The organism is Kaistella soli, assembly GCF_019038595.1.
GTDB classification, from domain to species: Bacteria; Bacteroidota; Bacteroidia; order Flavobacteriales; family Weeksellaceae; genus Kaistella; species Kaistella soli.
This window is the reverse complement of sequence record NZ_JAHOPF010000003.1, coordinates 121422-136844: the sequence shown is the minus strand read 5'-3', so window position 1 is coordinate 136844 and position 15423 is coordinate 121422. Positions and strand designations below refer to the sequence as shown.

The following is a 15423-nucleotide window of genomic DNA, read 5'->3' as shown; positions in this document are numbered from 1 at the left end:
ATAGTGAATTTTTGAGACTTCAAACTTCAAAATGTGACATCCAGCACCCGGAAATTCTAATACCGGTAACCTCTGGTATTGATGAAGTTTTCAAAGTTATAACCCACACTCAGCATAAAACTGCTTCCGGCATATTGCTGAATATCGGAAAGACCGAAATTATAACTTGCCCCGAAAAAGAAATTGCTGACAGTAGCTTTTACAATTGGCGAAATTCCTAAATTCTGGCTTCCGAACCGGTTTTTTGAAGTTCTGAAGCTGGCTCCGGCCGAAAATGAACTCTCATCACCCAATAGTGTTGCCATCAGATTCATGTCGGTAATTCTGGAAGAATTGGTGCTGAAATTCATTAATACCGAAGGCGAAACATAAAACTGATCGTTCAGATAAAAATCATATCCTGCATTGATATTGAATTTGGTAGGCTCCGGCTCAATTCCGTTGACGATTGGGATATCATTGGTCAGTGCAATATCATTTACTGAAACTCCTGCGGAAAAATTACGGTAGGTTACCGCCATCCCAAGATTTGCATATACCAAAAAAAGGCTGTTAGCATCGGAAGCCAGTGTAGGATCACCCGGATCCTGTGGGCTGAGCTTGGCCAGATCGATATGCATATTGTAAAAATTCACATTGGTTCCAAAGGAAAACTGGCTTTTTCTTTCACCGTCATCATCAATCGGAATAAAATAAGAAGCACCTCCGGAAATTCCGTTGGAGGAAATGGGCCCGTTCTGATCCTTGAAAAAAGACAATCCGGCTCCTACCCTGTCGAAAATATTCGCATGCAAACCGATAGACTGCACATTGGGCGACTCACTGAACTGTGAAAACTGTTTCTGGTAATTCAAATTCAACACCACATTATCTGTTTTACCATACTGGGCCGGGTTGAAGAGAAAATCACCTTCAAGCAGGTACTGCTGATAATAAGGCAGTGTTTCCTGGCTTTTATAAAGGCCGAAAGAAAGTAAAACGAAAAATAACGTATATATTTTTCTCATAATTGGTTACGTGAATTTTTACAAATATAAAAAAACTTTTTTTGGAATTACTGCTCTAAATAATTCCTCCATCTTTTTACCGCTTCCTCCATATCTGCCGGCATCGGACTTTCGAAATACATTTCCTTTTTTGTCGTAGGGTGAATAAATCCTAAAGTGTGTGCATGAAGGGCATGACGAGGCAAAACCTCGAAAACATTCTTAACGAACTGTTTATATTTCGGCAGGTTAACGCCTTTTAAAATATGGTTACCTTCGTATCTTTCATCATTAAAAAGCGTGTGACCGATATGTTTGAAATGCGCGCGGATCTGATGGGTTCTCCCTGTTTCCAGCTTACATTCCACCCAGGTGATATATCTAAAGCGTTCGATAACTTTGTAATGCGTTACAGCATGTTTTCCTAGGCTTCCGTCTTCAAAAACCGTCATCTGCATGCGGTTTTTCAGGTGTCTTCCGATATGTCCGGTGATCGTCCCTTCTTCATTGGGAACATTGCCCCATACAAATGCCCAGTACAGCCTTTTTGTTTTTCTTTCAAAAAACTGCTTGGCGAGAAAACTCAGCGCATATTCATTTTTGGCAATGACCAGAAGTCCCGAAGTGTCTTTATCAATACGGTGCACCAGACCAACCCTGTCCAGATCCGATTTCTGCCCGTTTTTTTCGAAATGAAAAGCCAAAGCATTCACCAACGTACTGTGATAATTCCCGTGACCGGGATGAACGACCATTCCGGCAGCTTTGTCCACTACCACTACATCATCGTCTTCATATACAATATTGATCGGGATATCCTGCGGAATGATGATGTTCTGTCTCGGCGGATGCGTTAAAAGTACAGAAATCTGATCGCCGGGTTTTACGCGGTAGTTCTGTTTTACCGGGACGCCGTTTACTACAACGTTTCCGGCACGGCAGGTTTGGGAAATCTTATTCCGTGACGAATTTTGTCTGAATATCAGCAGAAACTTATCAATCCGCAATGGCTCCTGGTTTTTGTCTACTGTGATGTTGAGGTGTTCGTATAAACCGGATGATTCTTCATCATTGATTTCCTGATGCAGTACTTCTTCGTCTAAAAATTCTTCGTTTTCTTCGGACATATTATTTAGAAAAGCTTCAACTTTCTGCTGAAGCTTTATCGATTTTATTATATTAGTAACTACTCTACAATAACTTTTTTGGCTTTTGGTTTTTCTGCCGGTTTAGTCGTGGAAGGATTAGTTTTTGGAGTTGTGGACGTATTAACCGGAGCTTTCGGTTTTTGTTCTCCCGTCGTTTTCGGAACCTCCTGTTTCGGAACTTCAGTTTTTGGAGTTTCGGTTTTCGGAGTTTCAGGTTTCGGCTCTGTCTTTTTTGGTGCAGGCTCTCTGTACACCGGCGCTTCATAACGAATTGGCGGCGTAGTAGTGTCAATTTTAATTCTGTACATGGAATTAAGCTGTGAAATCTTTCCGCCCATTTCGGCCGGCGTTTTCTTACTTGCCCAAATATCGATCTGCATTCCCTGATCCCGGACATCAAACGAAGCCGGATCCTGATAATATACAATATCCGAATCGTCCTGTCCTCCGTCTTCATGCTCAATCAATCCTACTTCAAAAAGATTCTGTGCGATGATCGCTTTTGCTTCCTGAACCGTTAATCCCACCAAATTGGGAACGGATATATTTCTTTTCGGACCTGCGCCAATCACAAGATCAATGGTGGAAAACCTCGGCAACAGCGTACCCGGCTTCAGCGAAGTTCCGTTATAGAGCATTCTTAAAACAGCATCTCTCTGGATACTCGGCTCATAAATGGTGTCTCCTACTTTTAATCCAACCTGTTCCAGCTGACGGAAAGCAAGACCTTTATATCGGTCCAGAACATCAGGAACGGAAACCTGTGCGTAAGATTTAGGATTCACTTTTAAAATAATAGTTCTTCCGTCCTTCACCCTTGAACCTGGTGAGGGATAAATCTGTAATACCTGAAAAGGTCTGTATTTAGGATCGTATTTGAAACTGTCCACTTCATAATCGAGTCCTGCATCATCCAGGATTCTGATGGCGTCATGCACCGACTTGTTCATCACATTGGGTACAGGAATTTCTTTGCCGTGATTCGTATGAATCTCTAACCAACGGAAAGTAAGCCAAACTAATCCCGTGAAAACGGCTGCAGCCAGAAGAATATTTACTAGGACTTTCCAGTGGAAAAGCGATTTAGGCATATTTTTAAATCTTTAATATATAGATGCAAATATATAAAATAATCTTTTCTGAACTTCCTGATTTTTTTGCCTGCAAATTTTTAATCATAAAAGTTTTGAAATATTTACCTTTGTCTGCTAAAGCAAATCCATGATTTTATCCATGACAGGCTTCGGAAGAAGCGAAGGTGTTTTTGAAGGTAAAAAAATTACCGTCGACATCAAATCTTTAAACAGCAAATCTTTTGACCTGAACATCAAAATGCCTTTACGGTATAAAGAAAAGGAATTCGAAATCAGAAAAATGCTGAGCGACAGCATTCTCCGCGGAAAAGTCGACTGTTACATCAATCTGGAAACCCTCGACGATTCCAATGATGTGAACATCAATCACGAGCTGGTAAAATCTTACATCGATGAACTGAAGAAAATTTCCGGCGACGGTCCAGACTTCGAATACCTGAAAATGGCCATCAGAATGCCCGAAGCTATTTCTACAAGACCTGATGAACTCAACGAAAACGAATGGTTTTTGTTGACCGGGTTATTAAAGGATGCACTTTCAAAATTCAATAATTTCCGAAAAACAGAAGGTGATAATCTTCATGAAGAGCTGAAACGCAACATTCACAACATTGAAACTTACCTTGGAATGGTGGCTCCCTACGAAGGCATCCGCCTGGACGCCATTAAAGAAAAATACCGCAGCACGCTGAACGAATTCGATAATATTGATGAGACCCGTTTTTATCAGGAAATGGCTTATTTCACCGAGAAATTAGATATTTCTGAAGAAAAGGTGAGGCTGACCCAACACCTGAAATATTATGCAGAAGTGATGAAAAACGAAGATTTCAACGGAAAAAAACTGGGTTTCATTTCCCAGGAAATAGGTCGCGAAATCAATACATTAGGTTCTAAAGCCAACCACGCGGAAATACAGAAACTGGTAGTAATGATGAAAGACGACCTCGAAAAAATTAAAGAACAGACGCTGAATGTACTTTAAAAGTTGAGACCGAAAAAAATCTCACGTCGTAAAAACATTATTTTTCAATATTGATTCATGAACAAAGTTATCATCTTTTCAGCACCTTCCGGAAGCGGAAAAACCACCCTGGTAAAACACTGTCTGGAAAAATTTCCACAGCTGGAATTTTCAGTTTCCTGCACCACCAGAAATCCTCGCGGAACCGAAAAAAACGGCACTGATTATCATTTCATTTCTCCCGACGAGTTCCGGCAGAAAATTGCTGAGGACGCTTTTGTAGAATTTGAAGAAGTATATACCGACAAATATTACGGAACCCTGAAATCTGAGGTTGAAAGAATCTGGAACACAGGAAAAACCGTGATTTTCGATGTAGATGTAAAAGGCGGAATTTCCCTGAAAAAATATTTCGGAGATCAGGCGCTTTCAATTTTTATCATGCCTCCGTCGATTGAGGAACTGGAACGTAGACTGGTTTCCCGCGCCACAGACGATTCCGAAACCATCCGCACAAGAGTGGAAAAAGCATCCGAAGAAATGACTTTTAAGGATCAGTTTGATAAAATTGTGGTGAATAATGATCTGGCTGAGGCGAAAACCTCTGTTGAACAACTTCTGAACAACTTTTTGAGCGCATGAAAATTGCCATTATCGGTTGTGGCTGGGTAGGAAAAAAACTGGCGGAATATCTCACCGGTAAAGGCCAGTATGTCATAGCAACCACCACCTCTCCGGAAAAAATTCAGGAGCTGAAAACGGTAGCGGCAGAAGTACATCTACTGGATTTCAGCAAAGATTCAGGAGCTGAATTTTTAAATGATACTGATGTCGCCATTTTCAGCATGCCTATTTCCCACAGCAGCTGGTTTAAGGGATTTGAAAACATGACAAACACATTTCCTAAAACAATTCTGTTCAGTTCCACAGGAATTTACCCTCAGGAAAACAGAATTTTCTCTGAAAAAGACACCACGAATTTAAGACCGGATATTGCAGCGGCTGAAAAAACGGTCAGAGAGAAATATCCTCAAACCAATATCCTCCGTTTCGGCGGCCTAATGGGCAGTGAAAGATCCCTTCAGAATTTCTTCAGAAACAGAGAAGTCAGCAATCCTGAAAAACGCGTCAATTACATTCATTACGAAGATATTTTAGCGATAGTGGAACTGCTGATTATCTCAGATAAAGCTTCCGGAATTTACAATGTTGTTGCTCCGGAACATCCTGCAATGGGAGAAATTTTAAATGGAGTAGATGGAAAAACTGTTGATTCATATGATTCCAGGCAAAGGATTATTTCCTCCGAACTTTTTATCCAGGAATTCAATTATAGTTTTCTGCATCCGGATCCGAAATCTTTTAATCCGTAAGTACTGAAGATACCGGCTAAAATTAATATTCTGTAATTTATTTTCATGATCAGTATTTCCGACGAAACATTTACCAAAAAAGATTTCACTAAAACACCTCTGGAAAGCGGTGAATACGACAACTGCGTTTTCAGCAGCTGCATTTTTTATGAAAGCCGTCTTACAGAAATTTCCTTTCTGAACTGCGTGTTCAACGACTGTGATCTGAGTTTGGCTAAAATTGAAAACACCGCATTTCGGGAAGTTGAGTTTAACAGCTGTAAGATGGTCGGCATTGATTTTGAACAGGCCAACGGTTTTGGCCTGCGTCTCAGTTTTAAAAACTCCAACCTTTCACATGCAGTTTTCTTTCAGAAAGACATCAGAAAAACAGTTTTCGATCACTGTATTCTGCGTGAAACCGATTTTACTGAGGCGAATTTAACGGAAAGCAAATTTACCCAGTCAGATCTTTCAGGAAGTATTTTCGACCGGACTCATCTTGAAAAAGCAGACTTTAGGGAAGCTTTGAATTTCAGCATCATTCCTGAAAACAATTTCATGAAAAAAGCCAGATTTTCCCAACACAATCTTGCAGGATTACTGATGCATTCGGGAATTGAGATTTCCTGAGAAAATTAGCCGAAAAATCACTAATTTTAACCCTTATTTAAATTCACAGAAATGAGCACAGAAACATTAGATAAAGCAAAATCAAATCTTCCGGTAAGAGGATTTTTAAAAATAGATGATCTCGTTATTCCTCAGGGTGAAGAATTGGTAAAAGCCATTCTGGAACTGAAGAAAGAAAAAAATGCCGTGATTCTGGCCCATTATTATCAGCCTGCAGAAATTCAGGATATCGCTGATTTTCTTGGAGATTCCCTTCAGTTGGCGAGACAGGCAAAAGATACCGATGCGGATATGATCGCCTTTTGCGGCGTACATTTCATGGCTGAAGCAGCGAAAATTCTTAATCCGACTAAAAAAGTAGTTTTGCCTGATACGCAGGCCGGCTGTTCGCTTGCAGACGGCTGCAGCGGTGAAGGTTTGCGCGCGATGCGTGAAAAACATCCTCATGCTTTAATTGCCACGTACATCAACTGTAACGCGGAAACGAAGGCTGAATCTGATATTATCGTAACCAGTTCCAACGCGGAAACTATTATCGAAGCCTTGCCGAAAGACCGCCCGGTTATTTTCGCCCCGGATAAAAACTTAGGCAGATATCTTTCTAAAAAAACCGGCCGCGACATGATTCTCTGGGACGGAAGCTGTATCGTTCACGAAGCTTTTTCCATGGAAAGAATTGCGAAACAACTCGCAGAAAATCCGGATGCAAAATTGATTGCGCATCCTGAAAGCGAATCGGCCGTTCTTGATCTGGCACATTTCATCGGCTCTACCTCTGCGTTGTTGAATTATGTGGAAAAAGACGAATGCCAGAAATTTATCGTGGCGACCGAAGAAGGAATTCTGCACGAAATGAGAAAACGTGCACCGCACAAAGAACTTATTCCGGCACTGGTTTTTGACGAAAGCTGTAACTGTTCCGAATGTTTTTACATGAAGAGAAACACGATGGAAAAACTTTATCTCTGCATGAAATATGAACTTCCGGAAATTTTAATCGACGAAGAACTCCGTTTAAAAGCGTTGAAACCAATTGAAGCGATGCTGGAACTGAGTAAAACAATAAAATAATCTCCAGCGCTGTTAGGGCTTAAAGCCCTAACAGCGCTCCTCAAAACATGAATTCAAAAATCCTTCTTGAAAATCTAAAAATCTACGCTTACCACGGCGTTCTTCCCGAAGAAACCATCATCGGAACTTACTTTATTCTGAATATTCAAATTCACGCCGATTTATGGAAAGCCACCGAAACGGATCATCTGGAGGACACCATCAATTATGCGGAAATCAATACAATTGTTCATGAGGAAATGAAAATCCCTTCAAAACTGATGGAACATGCCGCAGGAAGAATGATGACAAAAATTAAAATTACTTTTCCGCAGATCACTTTTATCTCCGTAAAAATGACCAAAACCAGCCCGCCGATGCAGGGAGAAATGGATGGGGTAAGTGTTTATTTTGAAAAGAAATTCTGAGACCGATAAACGGATTCAACAAAACATAACTTGGAGCGGGCGAAAGCCTGCTCTTTTTGCAATCATCTTCGCGTTGAATTTGCACATTTCAGCTCCCCGCTTGCGCCGGGCTGAAAATCTGAGGAGATCTTTTTCCCCAAATATTTTTCGTTAAATTTGCGTCAGAAGATTCTTTTTAATAAAAATCAAAAACGCTGAAAAGTTACAACCCACCGATGAAGTATATTACTCTTTCATTAATTTCTGCGATGCTGTTAAGCATTTCCTGGCCCACTTACGGAATTCCCTTTTTTATATTTTTTGCATTTGTTCCGTTACTGATGATGGAACACGAAATCTCGAAGTTTTCGGGAATAAAAAATAAAGGAAGTCTGATATTTGGACTTTCTTTTATATGTTTTGCCATCTGGAATATTGTCACTACTGGTTGGCTGTACGGATCCAAAAACCCTGACGGATCGCATTCACTTCTGGCAGTCGTTATTCCTGTCATCATTAATTCACTCCTTTATTCATTCGTTTTTCAGCTGTATCACTGGTACAAAAATGCGCAGGGAACCTATTTCGGACTGGTGTTTTTTGTAGCCATCTGGATGGGTTTCGAAAAATTCCACATGAGCTGGGAATTTACCTGGCCCTGGCTAAATCTCGGAAATGCTTTTGCTGATTACCCAAAACTCATCCAGTGGTACGACACTTTGGGCGCGACAGGCGGAAGTTTCTGGATTTTACTCATTAATGTCTACGCTTTTTACACTTTGAGAATTTGGGAAGCCGGCAGAAAAAGGAAATCTTTAATCATTAACTCGGCGGTTCTCGTGGGAGCCATTGCAATTCCAATGTTGATTTCTACCATAAAATATCAGAATTTCGATGAACAACCCATTGGTTCGGTGAATGTTTTAATGCTTCAGCCGGATCTTGATCCTTATAACGAAAAATACTCCAAAGACAGTTTAACGATTTTAAATGAACTGCTGACTTTAGCGGAACAGAATTCTCCAAAAATCAGCCAGCCCAACCAGATCGATTATTTTATCGGCCCTGAAACGTCTCTTCCGGGTTACGGTTCCATTTCGGAAAGCGGTTTTGAGCAAAGTCTGCTGCTGAATACAGTAAAAGATTTTCTAAGCAAACATCCGAAATCGATCTTTACCACCGGTATTTCGTCACATCAGTTTTATCCTGACGCCAGTAAAAAAACGGAATCCTCTTATCAGACTTCGGAGGGAATCTATGTGGACAGTTACAATTCTGCGGTCCAGATTATCCCGAACCAAAAAGTACAGGTTTACCACAAAGGAAAACTGGTTCCCGGTGTTGAAATCTTCCCTTACATCAATGTTTTGAAACCACTTTTGGGCGATGCAATGCTGAATCTTGGCGGAACCATCGCTTCCCTCGGAACCGATAAGGAAAGAAAGGTTTTCAGCAATCCTTACAATAAAGGGAAAATAGCTCCTATTATTTGCTACGAGAGTATTTACGGTGAGTTCGTTACTGAATATGTTAAAAACGGAGCCAACTTTCTCGGTATCATGACCAATGACTCCTGGTGGGGCGTTACGCAGGGACATAAACAGCTGATGGCGTACGCAAAACTCCGTGCGATCGAAACCCGCCGTGAAATTGCAAGATCAGCGAACAGCGGAATCTCTGCACACATCGATGCGAAAGGGGATGTAGTTGCTGACACGCTTTATGGCGACCAAACGGCACTTTTTGCAAAAGTGAATCTCTATGATAAAATGACTTTTTACACAAGAGCCGGTGATTTATTGTCAAGACTTTCAATTTTCGTTCTCGGCTTTCTGGTATTTTATACTCTGATCAAAAAATATCAGAACAGGAAGAAAAAAAGTTAATTCGCATTCCGGAATCTGAGTGAGTTTTATTTACTCTTTTCCGCCTTTTTGTGATTAAAATGATTCAGCAGCAAACGGATTTCATTGAATTCAAAATCATTGGGAAGTGTTTTTTTCCAGTCAGTTAAGGTTTCATGACTGCTGTTTTTCTTAAACTCTTTTTCGAAAGTTTTTATTTTTTCTTTATCGAAAACTCTGGTTAGATCCAGCAGGCCTTGTTCAGCGAATTTAGCCAGATGTCCGAAAATAGTTTCTGTTACCAGACCACGGTCTCTGGCGATCTCAGGAATAGTTTTCCCTTCCTCAAACAGCTGAAAAGTAAGAATATGGGATGGAATTTTCGCGATTTTCGTGGTCACTTTCACATCATTTTCAGGATTGAAAAGTTTCGTTTCCAGCAAATGAACGTCTTTCAGATCATTCAGATAATCTTCCAGATCATCAAGGAAAACCCGGAAATCTTCATTATACTGTTTCAGTCCTTTTACCCCTTTGCTTTCTGCATAAAAATCTTTTAACGGACTGAAAATTTTTGCATTTACATTAGAAAAAAAGAAATTGACCGCACCTTTTGCCTTGGTTTCAATCTCACTCCATTCCTCACTTCCGCTGATAAATTTATGGGTCTTCTGCTGAATGATTTTATCAAACTTCTCGAATACCGCAGCGAATTTTTCCGTTTCCGGTCTTATGCTTTGGTAAAGAAATTTAATTTTATCCTTGTCCAGAACTTTACTGTGTTTTGCTGCATTGTGCCACATTTCCAGGGACGGCAGAATCCATTTACAGTCGAGCCTGTTGATGATTTTCTTAATGCTGTAATCGTATTTTTCAGTATTCAGAATTTCCTCGATCCGGTTATTTGCGTGGGTTTCGTCCTGAAATTTTGCAACTCTACGGTCAGAAAAAATTACTTCGGGAGTGATTTTAGATTTTAAGACAATTCCTTCTAAAGTTCTGCAGCGGGAAAGTGCGACGTACACCTGTCCGGAAGCGAAGGATTTTCCGGCGTCAATGATGAGACGGTCAAACGTTAAACCCTGAGATTTATGGATGGTGACCGCCCAGGCCAAACGGATAGGATACTGTTTGAAACTTCCCAGCACTTCTTCCTGAATACTTTTATCTTCACCCAAAGAATATTTTTTCTGTTCCCAGGTTTCTTTTTTCAGTTTATAAATCTCATCTTCACCATCGATGATCACGCTTACTTCCTTATCATCCACATCTACTACTTCCGCGAGTTTTCCATTGAAATAACGGCGTTCTCCGCTTGCATCATTCCGGATGAACATAATCTGCGCGCCGGTTTTCAGTTCCAGGCTTTCGTCATTCGGATACTGGTTTTCATTAAAGTTGCCGATAATTTCCGCATTGTAAAACTTAGGTTTTCCGGGAAGTTCAGCGAGTTTTTTCTGATTGATTTCATCCGCCATTCGGTTGTGCGAAGTCAGATAAACATAAGGTTCATCGGTAGGCTCAAAATCCGGAATATATCTTTCGTTTAGGGTATCAAAATCGATGTCGCCAATTTCACCGTCACGTATTTCATTCAGAATTTCCAGAAACTTTTCATCTTTCTGGCGGTACACGGTTGTTAATTCCAATGTAATTAACGGTAATTCTTTCACCGCGTAGCTGTCGAAGAAAAAAGGAGAATTATAATATTGTTTAAGGACATATTCGTCTCTTACAACAGGTGGCAACTGATACAAATCTCCAATAAAAAGCATCTGCACCCCACCAAATTTCTGCTGATTTCTGCGTACATGCCGAAGAGAAAAATCCATCATATCCAAAACATCAGCGCGAAGCATGGAAACCTCATCAATAATAATAATTTCAATTTCGCGCAGCAGTTTCAGCTTGTCTTTCCGGTACTTGAAATGATGCATCAGATCGGCGATATTGTTGGCTACATTACTGTCCACCCTTTCTGTCGTGGGAAGAAAAGTCCTCAACGGAAGTCCAAACATCGAGTGAATCGTTACGCCGCCCGCATTGATTGCAGCGATTCCTGTAGGAGCAACCACGATGTATTTTTTACGGGTTTTGCTCACGAAATCATTCAGAAAAGTAGTTTTCCCGGTTCCTGCTTTTCCGGTGAGAAAAATACTTCTGTTGGTATGTTCGGCTAAATTGAAGAGAGATTCATTCATCAGTCAAATTTAAAGAAAATCATTAATTTTTAAACAATATATCATTAAGATAAAATTGTTACGGGGAGGAACAAAAAAAAGCAACAATATGAAAATACTAAGAAAAAAGGCAATATTTTTGCATCCAAAACCGTAAAAGTAAAAATGAAAAACCTTTTAGTCCTTAGTCTTGCTCTATTGTCCCTTGCGTCGTGCAAATCTAAAAAATCTGCTGAAAGCGCCGAAAATCTTCCCAAAGATATTGCCCTGAAACCGGAAAATAATCTTTCCCAGCAAAATGACAGAGACGAACTGAGTAAAAAAATTAAGGAAATAAATCTTCTTATTGCCGCGGAACCATGCATCGATCCAACAGAATGGAAGTTTACAGCGATTGGTGCGAAACCTTGCGGCGGACCGAGTTCTTATATCGCTTATCCTAACAAACTTGAAGGAGAAATTTTACCGAAAATTCAGAATTTCACAGCCATGCAGGCTGCATTCAACAAAAAATATAATCTGATGTCCGACTGTGCAATGGTAATGCCTCCTTCCGGAATTAAATGTGAAAACGGAAAAGCGGTTTTGGTCACTGAAAACACTGGTGCTACAGAAGTCCAGTAATTATCCGACACTTTGGTTGCTGTTTTCTTTGTGAAGCGCATCTTTCAGTAATTTTGCAGCACTCCATTTGGCGTGTTGTGACGGCTTGATAAAATGCCCCATTTTGTAGGCGTAAACTTTTGTAAACTCTGCACCAAAAAACACAAGCTGACAGGAATAATTAACCCACATCATCAAAAGTATAACTGTACCTGCAGCACCGAAAATGGAAGTCGGTTTGGAAAGTTCAAAATAAATCCCAAGTAAAAATTTGCCGATATTAAAGAGCAGTGCGGTAACGAAAGCGCCCATCCATACGGATCTCCATGAAATTTGAACGTCAGGCAAAATTTTGAACATCATTGCAAATAAAACGACAACAACTATAAAACTTACCACAAAATTGATGATTTGCGCTAAAATAAAAGTTTCAAGTCCGAAATGACGCGTAATCCACTCATTGGCTAAACCAAGCATGGAGGACAGCAGCAAACTGGTGAGGAGTAAAAAAGAAATAATGAGAATCATCCCGAGAGAATTGGCCCGGTCTAAAATATATTTCTGGAATGCTTTCTTCGGCGCAGCTTCTACATCCCAAAGCGTATTTAAGCTGCGCTGCATCTGAAAAAATAAAGTTGTTGCCCCAAATATCAATGTTAAAATCCCGAAAATTTTCATCCATATATTCTGGTTGTCCCACACGGCACTTAAAATCATGGTTTGTAAACTGTCGGCAATTTCCTTTCCTGCAATTGCGCTTGCGTGATAAGTAATCCTACCTTTCACGGCTTCATCACCAAAGAAAAATCCGGCGATCCAGATCACGATAATTAAAAGCCCCGGCAAAGAAAATATGGCGTAATAGGCAATGCTTGCTGAATCTTTTGAAGCTGAGGAATTATTCCAGTCGTGAAAAGTATCTTTCAGAAGCTGCCATGTAAATTTAAGGTAGTTCATGCTGTAATTTCAAAATATCGGGTTGGAAATCTTCCTTTAAAACGGAATATCTGTTCACATCCAGGAACTTTCCCTGATGAAAATATTCCTGTTTCAGTAGACCTTCAAATTTCATTCCTACTTTTTGCATGACTTTTCCTGAAGCCGGATTATAAACGAAATGGGTAGCGTAAATTTTATTGAGCTGAACATGATCAAATCCGAATTGAAGCACAGCCTTTAAAGCTTCGGTGAGGTAGCCTTTCCCCCAATAATCTGTCCCGAGCCAGTAACCGAGTTCCGCCTTTTGATGTTCTTTACTGAGATGTAAACCAATGGTCCCTATTAATTTGCCGATTTCTTTTTCACGGATGGCAAAGCGGAAAGAGTCTCCGGTTTCGATGCCAGCGTTACAAAGCTGCAGCCAGTTTTCAGCGTTTTCTTTGGGGTAAGGAAACGGAATATTGAAAAGATTCTTCGAAAAATCTCCGGTTGAATTTATTTGCAGTACAAAATCATCCAAATCGGCTTCTGTAGGCCGGCTGAGGAGAAGTCTTTCTGTTCGGATAATTAAATGCTGCATCGGATTTAAAAAGGAATTGAGAGATTGCTTTCTGCTAAAAAATATCTTTTGGATAGGAAAAAGGGACCACTCCTACTCACCTTCTTTATACCAGCCGGAATATTTCACATAGTTATTAGCGATCCTTTCCACCTCACCTTCCAGTAATTCGGAGGAAATATCTTTAATTTTCCTCGCAGGAATGCCGCCCCAAACCTCTCCGGACTTAATATGCGTTCCCTGGGTCACTACGGAACCGGCACCGACAATTGAATTGCTTTCCACCACACAGTCATCCATGACGATAGAGCCCATCCCGATCAGCACATTATCTTTAATGGTACATCCGTGAACAATTGCGTTATGACCGATCGAAACATTGTTGCCGATGACAAGCGGAAATTTTTCGTAAGTGCAGTGAAGCATCGCATTGTCCTGTACATTCACTTTGTTTCCCATTGTGATGTAATGTACATCACCGCGGATAACTGCATTATACCAGATGCTGCAGTCGGTTCCCATCGTTACATCGCCTATAATGGTTGCCGTTTCAGCCAAATAAGTGTTTGCGCCGATTTGTGGGGTTTTTCCGAGAAGTTGTTTGATTAAAGCCATGATCTGTAATTAGATGAAATGTTGATTGATAAATGATTTTTTGCGAATTGAAAATATCTAAATTCCAAATTCTGAAAGCCGGTTTATAATCCGTATTTTTGCCATTCAAATTTAATGAAATAAAATGAGACAAATATTGATAGAGCCCACCGAAAACCCTAAAGTAATGAAGTTTGTAGCAGATTACAACCTTATTCCTGGGTCTTTGGAGCTGGACAGAACTTCGGATATCTCAGAAATTCCTTTAGCGCAGGAACTTTTTAATTATCCTTTCGTGGAAAGAATTTTCATCACTGCCAACTTTATTGCTGTAGCAAAGCAGGATACGGTAGAATGGGAATTTGTGACCGAAAGTCTAAAAAATGTAATTGAAGACGAGCTGCTGGCCAACCCCAGAATTTATCTCCAGAAAAAAAAGGAAATGTATCTGATTTATGCGGAAATGACTCCCAATCCGATGGTAATGAAATTTGTTTCGAGCAAGCTTTTAATCGACGGTTTTGTGGAAGTAAAATCGCGCGATGAAGCTACTGAGGTTCCTTTAGCGCAGGCAATTTTCAATGAATTTGATTTTGCCAAAGAAGTTTTCATTTCTGATAATTTCGTAGCCGTAACGAAAAATGTTTCTGTTGAATGGCATGAAGTGATGGTCGCAGTTCGCGCATTTATTGCAGAATATCTTCAGAATGGAGGGAAAATCTCAAATCTTACGCCTCAGAAACACGAAAGTCCGGTTGAAAACATCATCAACAGAGAGTACACTGAAACAGAACAGAAAATTTCCGATATTTTAAATGAATATGTTGCTCCCGCGGTAGAAGGCGATGGCGGAAAAATCTCTTTGATTGAGTATATTTCGGAAACAAAAACAGCCAAAATGCTCTTACAGGGCGCATGTTCAGGATGTCCAAGTTCGACAGCAACCTTAAAAGGCGGCATCGAAAACGTACTGAAACAGTTCGTTCCGGAATTGGTGGAAAATGTAGAAGCGGTCAACGGATAAAACATGAGCAATGGGTAATGAGCGGTCAGCAATAAAAATTACTCAT

The 15423-nt window shown here is 40.3% G+C and carries 16 protein-coding genes; 9 read left to right on the top strand and 7 right to left on the bottom strand.

All coding sequences use genetic code 11. The annotated features are described in order from the left end of the window. Nucleotides 1-56: 56 nt before the first annotated feature. From KSK37_RS06490 to KSK37_RS06480, 3 genes are read right to left on the bottom strand one after another with little or no spacing between them, the layout of a single operon-like run. A complete protein-coding gene (locus tag KSK37_RS06490; protein ID WP_088359598.1) occupies nt 57-1007 on the bottom strand; it encodes a PorP/SprF family type IX secretion system membrane protein in 951 nt (316 codons plus the stop codon). A 47-nt stretch (nt 1008-1054) separates the two neighbouring features. After that, complete coding sequence (locus tag KSK37_RS06485) at nt 1055-2113, bottom strand: RluA family pseudouridine synthase (RefSeq protein ID WP_217200248.1); 1059 nt, start codon at nt 2111-2113, stop codon at nt 1055-1057. A 59-nt stretch (nt 2114-2172) separates the two neighbouring features. Then, complete coding sequence (locus tag KSK37_RS06480) at nt 2173-3225, bottom strand: PASTA domain-containing protein (protein WP_088359596.1); 1053 nt, start codon at nt 3223-3225, stop codon at nt 2173-2175. Nucleotides 3226-3355: 130 nt separating this feature from the next. Between KSK37_RS06480 and KSK37_RS06475 the strand changes: the two genes are divergently transcribed. The 7 genes from KSK37_RS06475 to lnt all read left to right on the top strand — a co-directional run bounded on the left by KSK37_RS06475 (nt 3356) and on the right by lnt (nt 9520). Then, the gene (locus KSK37_RS06475; RefSeq protein WP_088359595.1) at nt 3356-4213 is read left to right on the top strand and encodes a YicC/YloC family endoribonuclease; all 858 of its coding nucleotides are present in this window, start codon (nt 3356-3358) and stop codon (nt 4211-4213) included. A gap of 57 nt (nt 4214-4270) precedes the next feature. Continuing rightward, nucleotides 4271-4834, top strand: a complete 564-nt coding sequence (gene gmk, locus KSK37_RS06470; RefSeq protein ID WP_217200246.1) for a guanylate kinase — start codon at nt 4271-4273, stop codon at nt 4832-4834. Next, entirely contained in the window at nt 4831-5565 is a 735-nt protein-coding gene (locus KSK37_RS06465) for an NAD(P)-binding domain-containing protein (protein ID WP_217200244.1), read from the top strand. Before gmk ends, KSK37_RS06465 begins: the two co-directional genes overlap by 4 nt. Before the next feature lie 45 nt (nt 5566-5610). Then, nucleotides 5611-6177 (top strand): pentapeptide repeat-containing protein, encoded by a 567-nt coding sequence (locus tag KSK37_RS06460; RefSeq protein WP_217200242.1) that lies wholly within the window; start codon nt 5611-5613, stop codon nt 6175-6177. A 51-nt stretch (nt 6178-6228) separates the two neighbouring features. Then, a complete protein-coding gene (gene nadA / locus KSK37_RS06455) occupies nt 6229-7248 on the top strand; it encodes a quinolinate synthase NadA (protein WP_217200240.1) in 1020 nt (339 codons plus the stop codon). Between the two features lie 47 nt (nt 7249-7295). After that, the gene (gene folB / locus KSK37_RS06450) at nt 7296-7655 is read left to right on the top strand and encodes a dihydroneopterin aldolase (protein ID WP_217200237.1); all 360 of its coding nucleotides are present in this window, start codon (nt 7296-7298) and stop codon (nt 7653-7655) included. Between the two features lie 215 nt (nt 7656-7870). Further along, on the top strand, nt 7871-9520 hold the full coding sequence (gene lnt / locus KSK37_RS06445; RefSeq protein ID WP_217200234.1) for an apolipoprotein N-acyltransferase: 1650 nt from the start codon (nt 7871-7873) through the stop codon (nt 9518-9520). A gap of 26 nt (nt 9521-9546) precedes the next feature. Here lnt and KSK37_RS06440 read toward each other — a convergent pair whose 3' ends face one another. Further along, nucleotides 9547-11679, bottom strand: a complete 2133-nt coding sequence (locus tag KSK37_RS06440) for a helix-turn-helix domain-containing protein (protein ID WP_217200232.1) — start codon at nt 11677-11679, stop codon at nt 9547-9549. A 144-nt stretch (nt 11680-11823) separates the two neighbouring features. Between KSK37_RS06440 and KSK37_RS06435 the strand changes: the two genes are divergently transcribed. Continuing rightward, nucleotides 11824-12282, top strand: coding sequence for a hypothetical protein (locus KSK37_RS06435; RefSeq protein WP_217200231.1), 459 nt, complete (start codon nt 11824-11826; stop codon nt 12280-12282). Here the strand turns inward: KSK37_RS06435 and KSK37_RS06430 are convergent, their stop codons facing one another. From KSK37_RS06430 to KSK37_RS06420, 3 genes are all read right to left on the bottom strand, one after another. After that, nucleotides 12283-13218 carry a YihY/virulence factor BrkB family protein gene (locus KSK37_RS06430; RefSeq protein ID WP_217200230.1) on the bottom strand — a complete coding sequence of 312 codons (936 nt, stop codon included), beginning with the start codon at nt 13216-13218 and terminating at the stop codon, nt 12283-12285. Then, complete coding sequence (locus KSK37_RS06425) at nt 13205-13780, bottom strand: GNAT family N-acetyltransferase (protein ID WP_217200229.1); 576 nt, start codon at nt 13778-13780, stop codon at nt 13205-13207. Before KSK37_RS06425 ends, KSK37_RS06430 begins: the two co-directional genes overlap by 14 nt. Before the next feature lie 72 nt (nt 13781-13852). Further along, the gene (locus tag KSK37_RS06420; RefSeq protein WP_217200228.1) at nt 13853-14374 is read right to left on the bottom strand and encodes a gamma carbonic anhydrase family protein; all 522 of its coding nucleotides are present in this window, start codon (nt 14372-14374) and stop codon (nt 13853-13855) included. Nucleotides 14375-14498: 124 nt separating this feature from the next. On the opposite strand from KSK37_RS06420, the gene KSK37_RS06415 reads away from it, so the two are divergent. Continuing rightward, nucleotides 14499-15377 (top strand): NifU family protein, encoded by an 879-nt coding sequence (locus KSK37_RS06415; RefSeq protein ID WP_217200226.1) that lies wholly within the window; start codon nt 14499-14501, stop codon nt 15375-15377. Nucleotides 15378-15423 lie beyond the last annotated feature (46 nt).